This is a genomic window from Bacillus pumilus (genome assembly GCF_024498355.1).
In the GTDB taxonomy this organism is placed as follows: domain Bacteria; phylum Bacillota; class Bacilli; order Bacillales; family Bacillaceae; genus Bacillus; species Bacillus pumilus_P.
In genome coordinates, this window is the sequence record NZ_CP101833.1 from 2219609 (window position 1) to 2237787 (window position 18179).

Annotated in this window: 20 protein-coding genes; 7 read left to right on the forward strand and 13 right to left on the reverse strand. The window is 41.4% G+C overall.

Annotation, left to right across the window (positions count from 1 at the left end; translation table 11 throughout):
• Positions 1-37 precede the first annotated feature (37 nt).
• The 4 genes from NPA43_RS11275 to NPA43_RS11290 all read right to left on the reverse strand — a co-directional run bounded on the left by NPA43_RS11275 (position 38) and on the right by NPA43_RS11290 (position 4986).
• On the reverse strand, positions 38-2173 hold the full coding sequence (locus NPA43_RS11275; RefSeq protein WP_099726785.1) for a peptidoglycan D,D-transpeptidase FtsI family protein: 2136 nt from the start codon (positions 2171-2173) through the stop codon (positions 38-40).
• Between the two features lie 122 nt (positions 2174-2295).
• On the reverse strand, positions 2296-3582 hold the full coding sequence (locus NPA43_RS11280) for an MFS transporter (RefSeq protein ID WP_099726633.1): 1287 nt from the start codon (positions 3580-3582) through the stop codon (positions 2296-2298).
• A 122-nt stretch (positions 3583-3704) separates the two neighbouring features.
• Positions 3705-4313 (reverse strand): superoxide dismutase SodA, encoded by a 609-nt coding sequence (gene sodA / locus NPA43_RS11285; RefSeq protein WP_099726632.1) that lies wholly within the window; start codon positions 4311-4313, stop codon positions 3705-3707.
• Between the two features lie 187 nt (positions 4314-4500).
• Positions 4501-4986 (reverse strand): DUF456 domain-containing protein, encoded by a 486-nt coding sequence (locus NPA43_RS11290; RefSeq protein ID WP_099726631.1) that lies wholly within the window; start codon positions 4984-4986, stop codon positions 4501-4503.
• Positions 4987-5129: 143 nt separating this feature from the next.
• Here NPA43_RS11290 and NPA43_RS11295 point away from each other — a divergent pair, with 143 nt between their 5' ends.
• A complete protein-coding gene (locus tag NPA43_RS11295; protein ID WP_099726630.1) occupies positions 5130-5903 on the forward strand; it encodes a DUF1189 domain-containing protein in 774 nt (257 codons plus the stop codon).
• A gap of 75 nt (positions 5904-5978) precedes the next feature.
• On the opposite strand, the gene NPA43_RS11300 is transcribed toward NPA43_RS11295, so the two are convergent.
• Positions 5979-6524 carry a GNAT family N-acetyltransferase gene (locus NPA43_RS11300; RefSeq protein ID WP_099726629.1) on the reverse strand — a complete coding sequence of 182 codons (546 nt, stop codon included), beginning with the start codon at positions 6522-6524 and terminating at the stop codon, positions 5979-5981.
• 238 nt (positions 6525-6762) lie between these two features.
• Between NPA43_RS11300 and NPA43_RS11305 the strand changes: the two genes are divergently transcribed.
• Both NPA43_RS11305 and ispG read left to right on the forward strand, forming a co-directional pair.
• On the forward strand, positions 6763-7065 hold the full coding sequence (locus tag NPA43_RS11305) for a hypothetical protein (RefSeq protein WP_099726628.1): 303 nt from the start codon (positions 6763-6765) through the stop codon (positions 7063-7065).
• Positions 7066-7170: 105 nt separating this feature from the next.
• A complete protein-coding gene (ispG, locus tag NPA43_RS11310; RefSeq protein WP_099726627.1) occupies positions 7171-8286 on the forward strand; it encodes a flavodoxin-dependent (E)-4-hydroxy-3-methylbut-2-enyl-diphosphate synthase in 1116 nt (371 codons plus the stop codon).
• Positions 8287-8328: 42 nt separating this feature from the next.
• On the opposite strand, the gene NPA43_RS11315 is transcribed toward ispG, so the two are convergent.
• Positions 8329-8691, reverse strand: a complete 363-nt coding sequence (locus NPA43_RS11315; RefSeq protein WP_008342359.1) for a DUF308 domain-containing protein — start codon at positions 8689-8691, stop codon at positions 8329-8331.
• A 139-nt stretch (positions 8692-8830) separates the two neighbouring features.
• Between NPA43_RS11315 and NPA43_RS11320 the strand changes: the two genes are divergently transcribed.
• Entirely contained in the window at positions 8831-9409 is a 579-nt protein-coding gene (locus tag NPA43_RS11320) for a 5' nucleotidase, NT5C type (protein WP_099726626.1), read from the forward strand.
• Here NPA43_RS11320 and NPA43_RS11325 read toward each other — a convergent pair.
• From NPA43_RS11325 to NPA43_RS11345, 5 genes are all read right to left on the reverse strand, one after another.
• The gene (locus NPA43_RS11325; protein WP_230030399.1) at positions 9406-10311 is read right to left on the reverse strand and encodes an ROK family protein; all 906 of its coding nucleotides are present in this window, start codon (positions 10309-10311) and stop codon (positions 9406-9408) included. The two genes, NPA43_RS11320 and NPA43_RS11325, sit on opposite strands and share 4 nt — an antisense overlap.
• 140 nt (positions 10312-10451) lie before the next feature.
• On the reverse strand, positions 10452-10880 hold the full coding sequence (locus NPA43_RS11330) for a zinc uptake transcriptional repressor Zur (protein WP_099726624.1): 429 nt from the start codon (positions 10878-10880) through the stop codon (positions 10452-10454).
• Positions 10858-11718 (reverse strand): metal ABC transporter permease, encoded by an 861-nt coding sequence (locus NPA43_RS11335; protein WP_099726623.1) that lies wholly within the window; start codon positions 11716-11718, stop codon positions 10858-10860. The genes NPA43_RS11330 and NPA43_RS11335 overlap by 23 nt, the downstream gene beginning before the upstream one ends.
• Positions 11718-12494: a metal ABC transporter ATP-binding protein gene (locus tag NPA43_RS11340; protein ID WP_099726622.1), complete on the reverse strand. Its 777-nt coding sequence runs from the start codon at positions 12492-12494 to the stop codon at positions 11718-11720. Before NPA43_RS11340 ends, NPA43_RS11335 begins: the two co-directional genes overlap by 1 nt.
• Positions 12495-12629: 135 nt before the next feature.
• Positions 12630-13511: a YitT family protein gene (locus tag NPA43_RS11345; RefSeq protein ID WP_099726621.1), complete on the reverse strand. Its 882-nt coding sequence runs from the start codon at positions 13509-13511 to the stop codon at positions 12630-12632.
• 140 nt (positions 13512-13651) lie between these two features.
• Here NPA43_RS11345 and NPA43_RS11350 point away from each other — a divergent pair, with 140 nt between their 5' ends.
• Entirely contained in the window at positions 13652-13906 is a 255-nt protein-coding gene (locus NPA43_RS11350; RefSeq protein ID WP_034319529.1) for a DUF2624 domain-containing protein, read from the forward strand.
• 49 nt (positions 13907-13955) lie between these two features.
• On the opposite strand, the gene NPA43_RS11355 is transcribed toward NPA43_RS11350, so the two are convergent.
• A complete protein-coding gene (locus tag NPA43_RS11355; RefSeq protein WP_230030400.1) occupies positions 13956-14849 on the reverse strand; it encodes a deoxyribonuclease IV in 894 nt (297 codons plus the stop codon).
• 9 nt (positions 14850-14858) lie between these two features.
• On the reverse strand, positions 14859-16178 hold the full coding sequence (locus tag NPA43_RS11360; protein WP_099726619.1) for a DEAD/DEAH box helicase: 1320 nt from the start codon (positions 16176-16178) through the stop codon (positions 14859-14861).
• A gap of 155 nt (positions 16179-16333) precedes the next feature.
• Between NPA43_RS11360 and vrrA the strand changes: the two genes are divergently transcribed.
• Both vrrA and NPA43_RS11370 read left to right on the forward strand, forming a co-directional pair.
• Positions 16334-17050 (forward strand): VrrA/YqfQ family protein, encoded by a 717-nt coding sequence (gene vrrA, locus NPA43_RS11365; RefSeq protein ID WP_099726618.1) that lies wholly within the window; start codon positions 16334-16336, stop codon positions 17048-17050.
• 157 nt (positions 17051-17207) lie between these two features.
• Positions 17208-18152, forward strand: a complete 945-nt coding sequence (locus NPA43_RS11370; protein WP_230030401.1) for a 4-hydroxy-3-methylbut-2-enyl diphosphate reductase — start codon at positions 17208-17210, stop codon at positions 18150-18152.
• Positions 18153-18179 lie beyond the last annotated feature (27 nt).

Here is an 18179-nt window from a genome sequence, read left to right on the forward strand (position 1 = left end):
CGCCCACAAAAAGTGAGCGTTTTTACCTAGTAAAGGTCTAGTCATTTGTTTCTGCTTCATTTTCAATTTTATTTTTGTTTTTCGCTTGTGTATCATTGCTTTCCTGTTTTGATTTCAGTTCAAAGTATTTGTCTAATACTTGTTCACCAATATCATTCGTAATCGGATAGCGCTGGTTGTAGTCTTGATACACCCACGGTACAACGACGGAAATGGCCACTTCTGGATTATCAGCAGGCGCATACGCAACAAGTGTTGTGTTATATGTCGGTGTGCCGCGTTTGCTTTTAATTGGGCCGTCATAGAATGATTGAGCGGTCCCTGTTTTGCCAGCTGGATTGTACTTTTTGTCGCCAAAGTTTGAATAGGCTGTCCCTCTTGGATTTTGCATCACAAGCTTGAAGCCTTGCTGTACACGCTTGATCTCATCACTTGTCATATCAAGCTTATTCAATACATCCGGCTTAACGGATTCCGTCACGGCTCCAATTCCGCGCTGCGGATCGGGCTCTCTGACTTCTTTTACTAGCTGCGGACGTAAACGATAACCGCCGTTTGCGATCGTTGAGACGTACTGCGCCATTTGCAGCGGTGTAAACGTGTCATATTGTCCAATCGCATAGTCAAGTAAAAGACCAGATTGTGTAGACGTTCCTCGGTAGCCAGTTGCTTCGTTTGGCAGATCGATGCCCGTTTCAACCCCAAGACCAAATTTACTGAAGTTGTAGCGGAACGTATCAAATGCTTTCGTATCAATTGGGAGCGGCTGATTCTTACGATATTCCCCTTTCCCAATGGCAATTGCTGTTTTGAACATATACACGTTAGAAGAACGCTCTAGTGCCGTTAAATCATTAATGAGTCCCATATTTTGATAGGATTTCTTTGGCGGTGACTGAGCGATATAGAGCGGTTCATCATACTGGGTGCTTCCAATATGAAGCGCGCCTGTTTTATATCCTGTCAGTACAGTTGCCCCTTTCACTGCTGATCCCATCGCATACGATGATGTCATGGTTCCTAGTGCGTAGTCATCGAATTTGTATTTTCCGTTTTTGTTTGTAATCTGTTTACCCGCAACCGAGAGAACCTCTCCATTTCTCGGGTCCATCATCACAACAAACGCACGGTCAAGAAGCTCTGTTCCACCTCTTTGCTTCGCACTTCTCAAGTTCTTTTCAATGATTTTTTCAACCGCTTTTTGCAGCTGAATATCAATTGTGAGCACAAGGTCTTTCCCGCTCTTTCCTTCTGTTAAGACTTTAGAGCTTGTGACATTGCCCTCTTTATCGGTTGTACTCTGTTCTTTTTCCTTTTGGCCCTGCAAAACATCTTCATATTGATATTCAAGATAGCTTTTTCCTACACGGTCATTTCGGCTGTAGCCGAGTGATAGATAATGTTCAAGGAGTGACTGCGGAAGACCTTCATCACTTGAGGACACACTGCCGAGCATACTGCGGAGCAGTCCTTTATAAGGATAGCTGCGCGACCAGTCTGTGGTGACATCAACGCCTGGCAGCTCGTCCAAATGCTCAGAGACGTAAGCAATTTCGCTTGGCTTCACATCTTCATTTTTAATGAATTGAGGCGTGAGTGCATAGCCTGCATCCATCTGCCTTTTAATCGCTAGCACTTGCAAATCTTTTTTCGTCAGTTGATTTAATTCCTTGTCTGTGATGCGTTTCAGTTGAAGCTCATATAGTTTATCATCAGAAACCTTATCGTCACCCTTTAATTCTGATTCCTTTTGAACAAGCTTTTTTGCTTCATTCGGATGTGTTAAGATCCAGAAATCTTTTTTGTCACGGTCTGTGATTTTTTTCGTACTCACATGAATCATATCCGCTAATTTTGTAGCCACTTTGAGCCGCTCTTCTTGTGAAGTCGTCGAGGTTCTCGTATATGTAATGGCATTTAGCGCTTTATTGCTGACAATCGTGTTATAGTTTCGATCATAAATTTTTCCGCGCGGAGCAGATGAGCTGACATTCACATCCTCTTGTTTTTCTGCCTGCTTTTTATAATCCTCTCCATTGACAATCTGCACAAACCCAAGTCTAACCACAACACCAGTAAAAATAATGAACGCAGCCAAAAATAATAAATTCAGCCGGATTGGAAGTGTTTTGCGCCCTTCCTTCGCGTCTTTTTTGTTTTTCTTGTTTCTCATCACATCACCTTTTCTATCAAGAAAGAAATGGCACCCCTTTTTGTGTATAAAAGGTGCCATCATCATTTTAGCGGTTTTTCTATGATTTATCTAGAAATTTGATGTTCCATTGGTAAGAAATTTTACCTTTCTCCCTTGATAAGGTTCGTGTGAGATACTGGCTTTTGACCGTCAGTCTCTTTCATATCCGCTGTTTTTTCTTTTAAATGAATATCTTTCACAAAATAATAAATGAGTGTGTGCCCCGCTCCAAGCACTACAAGTGAAGCAGGAATGCCGAGCTCATCACCTAGTAGGGTGACAGACAAAAGAAATAAGACTATGGAACAAATACGGCCGGCATTTAAAAATAGCTCTCTGACCACAATATATTCAATTCGGGCTTTTCTTGCATACCTAGCATGACCGATCACATCATATGTTAAGGATACATAAGGAACAAGAAGGAGCGGATACCCTATCGCTATGGCCACTGCATACATGAGCAGCGATACATAGGACAAGTGAAAAATAATCAGAAATAAGGCGCCGTATAAAATAAGCCCGCCAAGCATAATGGCTTTCTTCCGCCATTTTTTCTTAATCAAACGTGTAGCGAAGAAATAAGCAAAAAAGGCAACACCTGAATTTACTAAACCAAATGTCCCTAGAGCAAGCTCACTGTTTGTCGCAATAAACACAAAGACACTAATTAAAAAGACAAACACACCTTCACGAAGCCCTTGAAAAAAGTGAGCCGTTGTAATCTTACGCCAATTCTCGTCCGCATGGCGTTCTTTCCAAATTTGCTTGATCATAAATTTCCCTTTTGACTGCCTTCTCTTAAGGAAAAAACTCATCACAACCGCTAATGAAAACAAAATAAGCGATAAAGTAAAAATCACTGTATAGCCCGTATCATCTGTTAATTGAGAAATGACAATACCCGCGATCAGTGGACCGATCATGCCAGCTGTAGATGTGAGCACCCCTAGAAATCCATTAAAGAAATCTCTTGTCTCAGGCTCTGTGATTTCAAAAGTGAGCACGTTAAAAGCAAGCCAGTAGAAACCATAGCCGATCCCAAGGACACTTCCTAATAAAACAAGCCGCGCGGCCGCTTGTTCTCCTGCTATTAAAACAATTAAGTAAAAAGCGGCTAAGAAGATCACACCAAAACGAAGAACAAACGCCCGATCTATTTTTTTAGCGAGCCGACCAGCGAATAAAAAGGTAATGGGCTGAAGCACAACAATCGCCAGGTTATAAATCGCAAGATCTGTGAATTTCCCAGACTGTTTCCATAAATACACGTTTACAAACGTATTCGAAAGCGCAATGGCAAGTGCGTATAATCCACCAATCGTGAGGAGGAGCAATAAATCTCTTGTGACATCCATGTCCCCGAACATTTTCTTTAATCTGCTCATACATTTCATTCTCCTTTTCTACACAATAGTCTGTCTCATCAAAAGGCAGATATGTAAAAAAAGGAGGGAAAATATAAAAAGACCCGCTTCTTTTCAGAGCAGGTCTTTTCGAATCAAATGATTTATTTAGCTTCGCTGTAAAGGCGAGCTACTTCATCCCAGTTCACAACATTCCAGAAAGCAGAAATGTAATCAGGACGACGGTTTTGGTAGTTTAGGTAGTAAGCATGCTCCCAAACGTCTAGTCCTAGAATTGGTGTTTTTCCTTCAGTTAAAGGAGAATCTTGGTTTGGCGTGCTTGTGATTTCAAGTTTGCCATTGTTCACAACAAGCCATGCCCAACCAGAACCAAAGCGCCCTGCAGCTGCTGCAGCGAAATCAGATTTGAATTTTTCAAACCCGCCTAATTCTTTTTCGATTGCATCTGCAAGTTCACCAGTTGGTGCGCCGCCACCGTTTGGTGAAAGAAGCGTCCAGAATAATGAGTGGTTAGCATGTCCTCCGCCGTTGTTACGTACAGCTGTACGAATGTTTTCAGGCACAGAGTTTAGGTTAGCCACTAGCTCATCGATTGATTGATCTTCAAGAGCTGATACACCTTCGATTGCTTTGTTTAAGTTTGTTACGTAAGTGTTATGGTGTTTTGTGTGGTGAATCGTCATTGTTTCCTTGTCGATATGTGGTTCTAATGCATCGTAAGCATATGGTAATTCTGGAAGTTTAAAAGCCATGGTAAAATTCCTCCTTAGAAATGTATGTACTGAAATGCTTCCTTAGTTAGTAAGTAAGCAATTCACCCTACTCAAAGAGTATCAAAAGAAACGGCTTGTTTCAACGTTATTGCTCATGATCTGAAACATTTCAGTGTTTATTGTGTATTTAGCCCTTTAGAAAAAGTTTTAAACACCATTTCTCGATTTAGCGAAGCACATAAAATAAAAAGATTCCAAGCATCAGTGCTTGAATCAATCCTTTGGCAAACACACCCGATACAAACCCAATTAATGAGCCTAACCCTACTTTCACACTTGTCTTCATATCTTTTTGATGAACGAGAAGCTCTGCAATGACACTTCCTATAAATGGACCAATGATAATGCCTGCAATGGGAATGACAAAAGGACCGATTAATAACCCAATGGTGCTTCCCCAAATGGCTGCCCGGCTGCCGCCAAAACGCTTCACTCCAATGAGGTTTGAGACATAATCTGCCGCAAATAATACGGCTGTAAACATGGCTTGAATGAGCCAAAACGTCAGCGTAAGCGGCTCGAAGGTGAAAAAGAAACCATATAGAATAAATCCAAGAACCATAAAAACAACACTAGGAATAATTGGATAGACAAGTCCAACAAACGCAATGATAAATGCACAGCCAATCAGAATCCAATACAGCACGTCCAAGTCACTGCCGCCTCCTTTTTATATGCTGTTTACATTATGCCTCATTCCTTCTATCTTAACCAGCTATGAAGGCCGTACTTGTACTAGATGGATAGACATTGATACAATGTGAGAAATAGAAAAGAATGTAGGAAGTGAATCGGTTGAACGTATTTAGTCTATTATTAAAAGGAATTTACTCACCAAAAGATGTTGCCAGAGCACGGTTTACAGGGATTGGAAAAGCGATTTTGTTCATTTTTATCCTTTCGATCATCGCAGCTGTTCCTCAGGGTTATCATATGAGTCAGGATATTTCGAATGCGATGTCAGGATTTCAGCATGTGATCAAAAAGGATTTACCCGACTTTTCAATCGAAAAAGGAACGCTTCAAGCTGATCAAAGTGCACCGATAGAGAAAGAAGAGAACGGCATCACGATCATCTTTGACCCTGCTGAAAAAATAAAAACAAGTGAGCTTGAAACAAAACAAACGGCTATTGCTTTATTAAAAGAAAAAGCAGTGATTGCCATTGATGGACAAATGACAGATATCCCATACCAGCTCCTTGGCGGGACGCTCACAAAAGATGAACTCGCTCGCGTCATAAACCAGAATCAAGCGATCATTATCCCAGTCATTTGTGTGCTGCTGTATCTATCAACTGCGGCTCTCATGTTCATCAGCGCGACATTCCTTGCAATGCTTGGTACATTTATTAAACGGATGCAGCAAAAAGAGCTTTCCTTCCAAATGCTGTGGAAGCTCTCAGCCTATTCACTCACGTTAACGACGGTCTTTTTCGCCATTATGAGTGCGTTAAACACCCCAGTTGCAAACTCATTTTTATTAAATTGGGTCATTAACTTCATCTTCTTATATCTTGTCGTCAAAGAGATACCCGCTAAAAATAAACCACTTGTCAAAAGTAAATGAGTAGTTACAACAAGGGTTTGTCTACACGCTGAAAGCTCCCCCGACTTGGAGGAGCTTTTTATGTATGTTCATGCTCTATGCCTCATCTGGATGGATGATCGCAAACAAATAGTGATCCTCCCACACGCCATTAATCTTTACTTTTTTACGATTGAGTCCCTCATTTTCAAAACCTGTCTTTTCAAGCACACGAATGGAACCAATGTTATCCGGCTTTACTCCAGCCTCAATACGATGGAGGTGCAGTTCATAAAAGGCATAATCAATGATCAAACGAATGGCCTCTGTCATATATCCCTTCCCGCCTTGATTTTGATCGAGAACATATCCAAGCATGGCCCCTTCAATAGGTCCTCTTTCGACAGAACTTAGTGAGATCGTTCCGACTAAGGCATCTGTTTCATTTAAGAAAATACCATGCATGTAAGCTTCATCTTGTGCACATCGTTGCATACTGCGCTGAATCCGTTCAATTTGACGAGATAACCCGAAAAAATCATCTTTGACCAAAGGTGTAAATTGCTGAAAATATGCGCGATTTTCGAGTTCAAGTGTTAATAGTGATTCTGCATCATTTTCTGTTAGCGTTCTCACATATATATGCTGACCTATTTTCTTCATAAACTCTCCCCCTTCTTTTATTTTATCATAATGGCCATATGAGAAAGCGCACCTATTCATCATGTGGCACTTCAGCTCAAACAAAATTCACAAACCCACACTAACTACCCCAGTGGTTTTCATTACAAGACTTACTAGAACTAACTAGAACCACCCTTTCCAGCTTTTCTCCTCTTTTTGGTTCTATCATTTCAGGACATGCATACACTGAAGTAAACTCTTAAAAGCGGTGAGTGAAATGCGGCGTATTATTTTTTTACTAATCAGTTTGTTTGTTCTCTTTATTATTTTTTTTGATTTAAAAAATGGCACCATCCCTGTTGAGGATGCTCCAGCTGTCCCTGCAAATGCCTTTCAACAAGCTGAGAAAAAAGCATATAAGAACGTCACTGTGAAACAAGGTGAAACCGTCGTCTCCATCGTCCATACAAGCAAGCCACTTGATGAAGTCATTGAAGATTTTGAAGAGCTGAATCAAGGCGTCAAAGCAAATGAAATTCGGGCAGGCAGCACATATAAGTTTCCGGTGTATAAGAGATAAAACGTTAATTCCTTGTCATTCATACAAAGAGACTGTTACAATATGAAATGTAAAACACGTCGTACATGACAAATGATTGCGTGTACACTAAGGAGCGATTGACAAGTGAGTGAAGTCACACATCGTACTAAAACGCGTCCCGTCAAAGTGGGACCTTTAACTATAGGTGGAAATAATGAGGTTGTCATTCAAAGTATGGCAACAACCAAAACACATGATGTCGAAGCGACAGTAGCTGAAATTAAACGTTTAGAAGAAGCAGGCTGTCAAATCGTGCGTGTCGCATGCCCTGATGAGCGTGCAGCAAATGCGATTGCGGATATTAAAAAACAAATTAACATCCCGCTTGTTGTCGATATACATTTTGACTACAAACTTGCACTGAAAGCCATTGAAGCAGGTGCAGACAAAATCCGCATCAACCCAGGAAACATCGGCAGACGAGAAAAAGTCGAAGCTGTTGTGAAAGCAGCAAAAGAAAAAGGCATTCCAATCCGTATTGGGGTAAACGCCGGTTCATTAGAGAAAAAAATTCTTGATAAATACGGCTACCCAACAGCAGATGGCATGGTCGAAAGTGCACTGCATCACATTAAAATTCTAGAAGACCTAGACTTTCATGACATTATTGTCAGTATGAAAGCATCTGATGTTAACCTTGCAATTGAGGCGTACGAAAAAGCGGCAAAAGCCTTTGATTATCCTCTTCACCTTGGGATTACAGAATCAGGTACGTTATTTGCAGGTACAGTCAAAAGTGCAGCTGGACTTGGCGCTATCTTGAATATGGGGATTGGTAACACACTCCGCATCTCATTAAGTGCTGACCCAGTTGAAGAAGTAAAAGTAGCACGTGAATTGTTGAAATCATTTGGTCTTGCATCAAATGCAGCAACACTGATCTCCTGCCCAACTTGTGGCCGAATTGAAATTGATCTCATTAGCATTGCAAATGAAGTCGAAGAATATATTTCTACAATTAAAGCACCGATTAAAGTGGCTGTTCTCGGCTGCGCTGTAAACGGTCCAGGTGAAGCACGTGAGGCTGACATCGGAATCGCAGGCGCTAGAGGCGAAGGCCTATTGTTCCGTAAAGGTGAAATTGTGCGTAAAGTACCAGAAGAAACAATGGTCGAAGAGCTGAAAAAAGAAATCGATAAAATCGCTGAAGAACACTATGCGAAAATGGAAGCTGAAAAAGAAAAACAAGCGAACGCATAGCAAAAACGCCTGACGTCACTGTCAGGCGTTTTTCTGTTCTTGTTAAAAGAACGGGGTGATAAATATGCCAAGGATGACGGAAACAATTCCGATCCCGATTGACCACGCGCCAAGCGCATGTGCTCCTTTTCTTCTTGCAATATAACCAACGACGATTGCCGCTACCCCTAATAGCACCGGCAAGACAAATAATGAGATAATCGCAATCGCGAGTGCTGTATAGCCTATCCCCTTACTGCCTGAATCGTCACCTACATGGTCACGTTCTCGTCTGTCTTCTCGATCTCTTGATGCCTGATATGGCTCTGCTATTTCAGCAGCTGTTTCCTCTAAATAGCCATCATCATTACTAAAGTGTGTGTCGATTTCACGATCATTTCTTCTGAAATCCTCGTCTCTTTCCATGATCAATTCCCCCTTGTGGTTAATAGAAAGGAGCTTTTTTAGTATGAGCAAAAATGTCTGTTTCATGTTTGCTAAAACTTGCTGGAATTGTGAATTGATTATGTTACACTTTAAGAGTATAAATATGAGGAGTGTGGGCATGTTACGTTTAGGAATTGATATTGATGGCACAGTGACGGCGCAGGACACCTTTGTTCCCTACTTAAATGAGTCGTTTCAATGTGCCATTACACTAGATGATATGACAGAATATGATTTGACGAAGCTCTTAAAGATTTCAAATGAAGAATTTTGGGGCTGGATGGATCAGCATGAGCCTCTTATTTATAAACAGGCGAAGCCTGCTGAGGGTGCAAAAGAGATCCTCGATCAAATGAAACATCACCACAAACTGATTTATATCACAGCAAGAAGGCAGCATCACACAGATGTCACCTACACGTGGTTTCAAGAAAATCACGTGCACTATGATGACATTGAGCTAGTTGGCGGTCATCACAAGCTGGAAGCTGTTCAAAAGCACAAGATTGATGTGTTTTTCGAGGATCATCATGGCAATGCCACAATGATTGCAAAAGAGGCTGACATTCCGGTCATTCTTTTTAACTCACCTTATAATCAAATGCCAATTGACGATAGAATCATTCGCGTCAATAACTGGAAAGAAGCGTCTCAATGGATTAAACAATACGAACAGCGTCTGCAAACTGCTTATTAATGTAGTGTATCAAGATGTCCTTCTTTCATTAAAAAATGGTACAGTGCCCCCTTCATGCCAGCCTGATTCAAATAGTAGCATGCTTCCAGCTTCACCTGAATGTTCTTCCAGGCATGCAGTGTATGTAAATGTTTCTCAATGCTTGGAATCAAATCCGGCCTTGCACTCACCCCGCCGCCAATGAGAATTTTCTCTGGATTGAGGACAGTTGCTACATTGTAAATACCAATGGCTATTCGTTTGTACCACTGATCCACCAGCTTCTCAATAGACGGATCATGCTTTGCCTTATCAAATATCGCTTGACCGTCTATTTGTTTACTTTGCGAAATTCCTTGCTTTTCTTTATAGCTTCGAATTAATCCAGCCGTTGAAGCACTGCTGTTGAGTGTCGTAAACTGGCCGCTTTCTGTTTCTGTCAGCATCATGCCAAATTCACCGCCGCGAAAGAAGGCCCCGCGAACAAGCTGACCTCCAGCAAAAATACCGCCGCCAACACCTGTACCAATCGTCATACAAATAAAGCTGTCACAATCTATCGCATGACCACTATATTTTTCTGCCAGGGCTGCGCAGTTCGCATCATTTTCCACTTCGACACGAAGAGATGTTTTTTCTTCTAAGAGCGTTTTTACATTTTGACCATTTAAGGCAATGATTGCTCCTGCAAATTCCGTAAAACCCGTTTGACTGTCCACAAACCCTGGAAGACTGATGGCGATTCCGCTGACATCTCGAGCCTTTTTATATTGCTTGACCACGTCCTCCATTGCCTCTAAAAACGGTTCAAGCTGCCAGCAATTCGTTTCATAGTCACCGCCAGTGATCAGCTCCCCATCCTCATCCATTAAACCATGTTTTGTTCTCGTTCCGCCTGCATCGAACACGACATAATATGCCACTTTTGACCCCTCCCTATATTCCAAAAGACTCAAGATTGCTTGAGCGTATGACCTGCCTGATCTCATTCTAATGAAGCAGCTGACCTTTGTAAAACGTTTTCAAAAAGACAAACAAAAAAGCCAGCTTCGCGGCTGGCTTTTTACGAGTGAACTTCCTTCGGTTCGCAGGAAGGACACGTACCGTATATTTCAAATTTATGTCCGCTAATGTGATAATTCTCTAGATCGGCTTCAAGCTTGTCCATAGGACACGCATCGATCTCCTTTGTTTTACCGCATGCAAGACAAATAAAGTGGTGATGATGATGGGAAAATGAACATTTAAAACGGAATAGCTTCTCCCCTGACAATTCCGTTGTCTCTAATATCCCAAGGTCTTCATATAAGGAAAGGTTTCGATAAATCGTATCGAAGCTAAGACCCGGGTAGTCTTCACTTAATGACGTTAACACATTTTTAGCTGTTAGGTATTTGTCAGAATCAGAAAACAATTGAAGCATATCTTCACGTTTGCTTGTATATTTGTAGCCTTTTTCCTTTAATAAATCAAGCGCTTCTTGTACGTTCATGATGATTCCCCCTTCTGAATTTTCCAATACTAATACATCCGATTAAAATCAAAATGGACAGCATCACAATGGTTCCGCCCGGCGCTAAATCAAGATAATAGCTTAAGATCAATCCGATCATGACAGACAATTCACCGAACAAGATCGAAAGGAAAATCGCCTGTTTAAACCCTTTGGCAATCCGAATACTTGCCGCAACAGGCAGCGTCATGAGCGCGGACACAAGCAGTGTACCTACGATACGCATCGATGCCGCAATGACGAGTGCAACGACTAAGATAAAAATAAAATGAATCCATTTTGCTGAAATACCAGAAGCCTTTGCATGCTCTTCATCAAAAGAAAGCAAAAACAATTCTTTATATAAAAGCACAACAACTAACACAACAACGAGTGAGATCCCAACAATAATCCAAAGATCCAGTCTCGAAACCGCACTGACACTTCCGAACAGATAACTAAACAAATCTGTATTAAAGCCATTCGCTAGTGAAATGAAAATGACAGAAATCCCAATACCACCTGATAAGATAATTGGAATCGCCAGTTCCTGATAATGCTTATATACAGATCGCAGACGTTCAATAAACAATGAGCCGGCGACAGAAAAAGCCATCCCTAAGTACAGCGGGCTAACCCCTGTCAGCAGTCCAAACTTTTTATCAAGGAATAGACTCGCTGCAATCCCCGCAAGTGACACGTGACTGAGGGCATCTGCAATAAGTGAAAGCCTTCTCACGACAATAAATACACCAAGTAAGGGCGCAATAAAACCGATCAGCATTCCTGCAATAAATGCATTTTGTAAAAATTCATAATGAAAAAATGGAAATAGCATTATTCATGTCCCCCATGATGGTGATGGTCGTGATGAATTACTTGAATGTCATGTCCGTAAAATTGAGATAACGCCTGATCATCCATTGAATCAAACGTCTCCGCATCTCCATGGAAATGAAGGCTCTGATTTAAGCAAGCCACATGGGTGACTTTATCAGAGACGGTTCCAACGTCATGTGTGACGAGAATTAAAGACATTCCTTTTTCTTTGTTCAATGTTTCTAACAGCTGATAAAAGCCTTCTACTGTTCGTTGATCCACTCCAACAGTCGGTTCATCTAAAATGAGCAGCTTTGGCTGACTGACGAGCGCACGGGCAATAAATGCACGCTGCTGCTGACCGCCTGAAAGCTCTCCAATGTTTTGGTGCTTTAAATCTTGTATGCCAACTGAGCGAATGGCATCTTCAACTTGCCATTTATCCTGCTTACTCATTCGTTTGAATAAACCAATTTTCGCCGTCAATCCACTTGCGACGACCTCGTACACAGAAGCAGGGAAACCAGTATTAAAACTATTCGCCTTTTGTGAAACAAATCCAATTTGATCCCAGTCTCTAAATTTCGAAACAGGCGTGCCAAATAGCTTTAATTCACCTTGCTGCGGTTTAATGAGCCCAAGCAGGCATTTTAATAAGGTTGTTTTACCAGATCCATTCGGTCCAACGAGTGCCAGAAAATTCCCTTCCTCTACTGTTAAATGAATGTGATCAATGACATTTCGCTGTCCATACGAGTACGAAATGTCTTTCATTTCAATAATCGGCTTTGCCATGAATCTTTCCACCTTTAATCAATATAAAAAGAATGATTACGATTTATACAACAAAAAGAAAATGGCAAGAGCCATTTTCTTTTTCCATACATACGTCTCATTATATAAAAGAAAAATAAAAAAGTAAAATAAAAGCTAATGAATGGCTGTTTTAAACTTACCGCCTTTTGTTTCATGTGTATCCATAATCGTAATAAATGCTTGACCATCAATTTCAAACACAATGGATTTCAGCTTTGTAATTTCAAGCCTTGTGACAACGGCATAGATGACATCTTTCTCTTCATCTGTATAGCCGCCTTTTCCTCTAAGCTTTGTCGTTCCCCTGCCAAGACGATGAAGAATTGCATCTGAAATTTCATCATAATAATCCGACACGATAATGACAGCTTTTGTTTCATCAAGTCCTTGAATGACAGCATCAATTGTTTTCATTGCCAAATAATATGTCATGACAGAATACATAGCCTGCTCTGGTCCGAAGACAAAGCCTGCCCAAATAAAAATGAACACATTGACGATCATGACAAACTCACCGACGGAGAAAGGAATTTTTTTCGTCAGAAGAATTCCTAAGATCTCTGTTCCGTCCATTGAGCCTCCATTCCGAATGACGAGTCCAACGCCAAATCCTAGTAACAGTCCTCCAAATACAGTGGCTAAGATCGGCTGATTTGTAAATGCCTCTACATGATGGAGTGAAGATTCAATCACGGCTAAGCTGACAATCCCAATCACAGTGGAAATGAGAAAGGTTTTCCCAATATGTTTGTATCCTGATATCATAAATGGAATATTCAAAATGACAACAATCGTCGCAAAATTAATAAATGGGTTATCTGTAAAGAGATAATCCAAAATAAGCGAAATGCCGATGATGCCTCCATCAATAATATTGTTTGGCACTAAAAATAATTCAATGCTGACTGCTGCACATGCAGCTCCTACTAGAATCAGAAAAATTCTCATAATAAAATGAGGCACTGATTCCTTTCTATGCTGTTTACTATTTGCCATACGTTCTCCCTTCTACACTTGTTAAATTTTCAATGAACATTTTATACTCTTTACTATTTTATCATTTCACAGAGTAAAATTAAATTTTTTGCACATTTTCCGTTTTCGACCATACATTGTTACAGAGGGGAGGAATGGAATTGATCTTAATTCAAAAAATTGTGCTGCAACGGCTCAACCAGATCACAGCAAATGATTTGTTAAGGTATGCGAAACAGTATGGGGTTAGCTTAACATCAACTCAGGCTGCTGAAGTCGCCAAACTCATGAATGGGAAGAACGTCAATATTTTTAATGATGCAGAGCGCAGTCGGCTTCTTAAGCAAGTGGAAGCGATTACTTCTAAACAAACAGCACAGACTGTCAATGATCTGTTTAACCAATTTACAAATTAGGCAAAAAAGGGCCGCATTTAGCGGCACCTCATCACATTGCATGCTTTTTTTACTGACCCATAATTTTTTCTCGTAAGCCTTCATCAAACTGCTTTTCTTTCAGCATCTCAATTTCGAATTTGTAAGGTGGCTTTTTGTTCTTTTTATCTTCACCTACATAAGGCGTTTCTAGAATTTTCGGCACATCTTGAAGCTGCGGATGATGCACGATATAGTTCAATGCATCGAAGCCAATTTCACCAAAACCGATATTTTCATGTCGGTCTTTTCTTGCGCCTTGTACGTTTTTACTGTCATTAATATGAAGAACTTTGATTCGGTCAATACCGACGATTCGATCAAAATCTTCCAGCACACCGTCAAAGTCACTCACAATCGGGTAACCAGCATCGTGCGTGTGACACGTATCAAAGCAGACAGAAAGTGCTTCGTTATGTGTCACACCGTCGATAATTTGGGCAAGCTCTTCAAAGCTTCTTCCGCACTCTGAGCCCTTGCCTGCCATTGTTTCAAGTGCGATTTGGACCTCTTGCCCTTTCACAATGACTTCGTTTAAACCTTCGATGATTTTTTGAATTCCCGCTTCTGCCCCTGCTCCGACATGCGCACCTGGATGGAGAACAATTTGTTTTGCGCCAAGTGCTTCCGTACGCTCTATTTCTGAGCGAAGGAAGTCCACTCCAAGCTCGAATGTCGCTGGATTCACTGTGTTTCCAATATTGATAATATACGGTGCATGAACGACGATATCTGTCATGCCATGCTCTTTCATATGCGCTTGTCCAGCTTCAATATTAAGGTCTTCAATTTTTTTACGGCGTGTATTTTGTGGTGCACCTGTATAAATCATAAAAGTATTCGAACCATAAGAGGCAGCTTCTTGACTCGCTGCAAGAAGCATATGTTTTCCGCTCATGGATACATGTGATCCAATCTTCAACAATGTTTCCCCCTACTTTCCGTTACGCTTTGACTTTCTACGTTCCTGCTTTTTGATTTTATCCATCTCACGTGTCATTTTCTTTTTATATCCAGGTTTGACGGCTTTCGGTTTTTTCACAAGACGCTTCGCTTTTTCTTCAATTTCATTTGGTGCTTTTTTACGTCTTTGACGCTTCAGACGGTCATCCGCATCTCGCCATTCTCCATGAACAATGGTTTTGTTCTCAAACACAACACCCATTTTCTCAATCTGAACAAGTGCATCCTCATCAGCGAGATCATAAATGGTCATCGCAATTCCAGAGGAACCAGCTCGAGCTGTTCTTCCAACACGGTGAACATAGAAATCAAGATCAGATGGAAGTTCATAGTTGATCACGTGGCTGACGCCCTTAATATCAATTCCGCGGGCTGCAAGATCAGACGCCACAATATAGGTGAACTCCAAATCATCAATTTGTTTCATGACTTTTTTACGTTCGCGCGGCGTTAATCCGCCATGAAGCACACCAATTTTCATTCCTTTTTCTTGAAGGAATGAAGCAATTTCATCAACGGTTGATTTTGTATTGGCAAAAATGATTCCTAAATAAGGCTGTACATTTGTCACCATCTCATGCAGCAATTTTAATTTGTCACGTTGTTTAGACGGGACTAAAATATGCTGAATGTTTTCAGCGGTAATACGTCTTGGTTCAACATGGGCATACTTTGGATTGTCCATATATTTTTTAAGGAAAGGCTTTAATTTTTCCGGAATGGTTGCTGAGAACACAAGCATTTGCAGCTTTTCTGGCATTTGTGCACCAATACGGTCCACATCTTCTAAAAATCCCATATCCAGCATTAAATCCGCTTCATCAATAACAAGAGAAGTCGCTTTGTATACATTCAGCGCTTGCTCATGAATAAGATCAGCAATACGTCCAGGAGTGCCGACAACCAAATGCGGCTGGTTCTTTAGCTTTTGAATGGATTTCTGCTTGTCCGTTCCGCCAATGTAAAGCTTTGCTTTAATTTCTTCTTCCGGAGAAGTATTCTTTAAGATCGTTTGGGCTTCTTTGAAAATTTGATTGGCTAATTCTCGTGTTGGTGCAGTAATCACCACTTGTACTTGCTCTTTGCCTGGATCGATTGAATGAATAAGCGGCAATAAGTACGCATGGGTTTTTCCTGTTCCTGTTTGTGATTGACCAATGACGCTTTCTCCTTTTAAAACAGCAGGGATGATTCTTCTTTGAATATCAGTTGGCTCATAAAAGCCCAGTTCATGAATAGCATCTATAATAAAAGGCTTTAATTCATATGTCGTAAATTTCGTTTCTTTCATGTTTTCACTCCTTAAGGCAATGCCTTTTTGCTCATCTCCTCATTATAGCTGATTTTCAACAAAAAAACCATGTCCGCTTTTCTTACAGGAAACCAATTGATGCTTCTTTGCATAACCTATGAAGAGAAAGAGAATGCAGTAAGGGAGGTACAAGTATGTTAGGGCAAAGGCCTATGGGCGATTTTCAGCCGCATCGTCCCTCACGCCGGCACCTTGGAAATGGCGGACAGCCCGGGATTTTCCAAAGGAGACAGCAGGCTCCGATCGAACAGCCTTTTCAAGGGCAAGGGAATCAATTTCAACAAATGATGCCTCGCTCTCCGTCTGTACAGGGCGGCGGTTTACATGGGATGGGCGGTATTCCAGGGGGCGAGAGCCGTGCACTAGGCGGCGGAGCTGGAATTAAAGGCATGCTCGCTAAATTCCTTCCTGGAGCCGGGGGAGCAGGGGTCTCTGGAGGTGGTGCGGGATTACAAGGAATCCAGAGCTTCACAAATCCTGCGACTCTCTCAAGCATGTTAGGAAATGTTCAAAAAGTGCTCGGAATGGCGCAGCAATTCACACCAATGATTCAGCAATACGGCCCTTTAGTGAGAAATCTGCCTGCGATGATTAAGCTGTACAGCCAGCTTGGCAGTGCGGATGATGATGAAACGAATGTGAATGATGCAGACGCAGAACCAAAAGAACTCGGCGAGGAAACAGAAGTTACGCATGAACAAACAGCACCAGTTGATGAGGCAGAGGAAATAAAAGAAGATGAAGAACCAGAGGACATTCTTGTCAAAAAAACAGCTGCACTCACATCACCTGCTCCTGAAGCAAAGCCGAAAAAAAGAGCTGGCAGTTCTGTTCCAAAACTATATGTCTAGTAATCTTTGAAAGGCGAAGTGGTTACCGCGTATAACAATCTTTGATATATGCGCTTACTTTGGCTATAATGGAAGGAAGAGAATGATAAAAAGCCGTTTTTTACGGCTTTTTATATTGTTCTTCTCTAGCAGCACTTCCCTACAGGAGGACGAATAAATGAATGTGATTAAAATATCGCCGCGTGGCTATTGCTATGGCGTTGTGGATGCAATGGTCATTGCTAAAAATGCCGCACTGGATAAAAACTTGCCACGCCCAATTTATATATTAGGTATGATTGTGCATAACAAACATGTAACAGATGCCTTTGAAGAAGATGGGATCTACACACTGGACGGACCAAATCGCTTGGACATTTTAAAGCAGGTTGAAAGCGGAACGGTGATTTTCACCGCCCACGGCGTTTCTCCCGAGGTTCGCCAAATCGCAGAAGAAAAAGGCCTTGTAGCCATTGACGCGACCTGTCCAGATGTAACGAAAACACATGAACTCATTTCAGAAAAAACTGCCGATGGGTATGACATTATTTATATTGGGAAAAAAGGTCACCCTGAGCCAGAAGGAGCTGTCGGAGTTGCACCAGACAAAGTGCACCTTGTTGAAACAGAAGCTGACATTGAGGCGCTGGATTTAACGTCAGATAAGCTGCTCATTACCAATCAGACGACGATGTCACAGTGGGATGTCTATGATTTGATGGAGCTCATTAAGGAGAAATATCCGCACGTTGAATACCATCAAGAAATTTGTCTTGCGACACAAGTACGTCAGGAAGCTGTTTCACAGCAAGCTGGGCAAGCTGATCTCACCATTGTGGTCGGCGATCCGAAAAGTAATAACTCCAACCGTCTAGCACAAGTGTCAATGGAGATTGCAGGTACACAGGCTTACCGTATTGGTGACCTAAGTGAGCTCAAGCTGGAATGGCTGCAAGGCGTAAAAACCGTTGCCGTGACTGCTGGTGCTTCAACACCAACACCTATTACAAAAGAAGTCATTCGCTTCCTAGAAAACTATGAACCGGACAATGAATCGACTTGGAAGGTTGAACACGCTGTTCCTCTTTCTAAAATATTACCTCGCGTAAAAACGAAGAAATAAAAAAACGTCAGAGCTGCTGTGCTCTGA

Coding starts and splice junctions, on each gene's coding strand:
- NPA43_RS11320 (WP_099726626.1), top strand. CDS start 8,831: ATGTTACGTTTAGGAATTGATATTGATGGCACAGTGACGGCGCAGGAC.
- NPA43_RS11315 (WP_008342359.1), bottom strand. CDS start 8,691: ATGGAAAGAGACGAGGATTTCAGAAGAAATGATCGTGAAATCGACACA.
- sodA (WP_099726632.1), bottom strand. CDS start 4,313: ATGGCTTTTAAACTTCCAGAATTACCATATGCTTACGATGCATTAGAA.
- NPA43_RS11300 (WP_099726629.1), bottom strand. CDS start 6,524: ATGAAGAAAATAGGTCAGCATATATATGTGAGAACGCTAACAGAAAAT.
- NPA43_RS11335 (WP_099726623.1), bottom strand. CDS start 11,718: ATGCTATTTCCATTTTTTCATTATGAATTTTTACAAAATGCATTTATT.
- NPA43_RS11275 (WP_099726785.1), bottom strand. CDS start 2,173: ATGAGAAACAAGAAAAACAAAAAAGACGCGAAGGAAGGGCGCAAAACA.
- NPA43_RS11340 (WP_099726622.1), bottom strand. CDS start 12,494: ATGGCAAAGCCGATTATTGAAATGAAAGACATTTCGTACTCGTATGGA.
- NPA43_RS11345 (WP_099726621.1), bottom strand. CDS start 13,511: ATGGCAAATAGTAAACAGCATAGAAAGGAATCAGTGCCTCATTTTATT.
- NPA43_RS11280 (WP_099726633.1), bottom strand. CDS start 3,582: ATGAGCAGATTAAAGAAAATGTTCGGGGACATGGATGTCACAAGAGAT.
- NPA43_RS11305 (WP_099726628.1), top strand. CDS start 6,763: ATGCGGCGTATTATTTTTTTACTAATCAGTTTGTTTGTTCTCTTTATT.
- NPA43_RS11330 (WP_099726624.1), bottom strand. CDS start 10,880: ATGAACGTACAAGAAGCGCTTGATTTATTAAAGGAAAAAGGCTACAAA.
- NPA43_RS11370 (WP_230030401.1), top strand. CDS start 17,208: ATGAATGTGATTAAAATATCGCCGCGTGGCTATTGCTATGGCGTTGTG.
- vrrA (WP_099726618.1), top strand. CDS start 16,334: ATGTTAGGGCAAAGGCCTATGGGCGATTTTCAGCCGCATCGTCCCTCA.
- NPA43_RS11360 (WP_099726619.1), bottom strand. CDS start 16,178: ATGAAAGAAACGAAATTTACGACATATGAATTAAAGCCTTTTATTATA.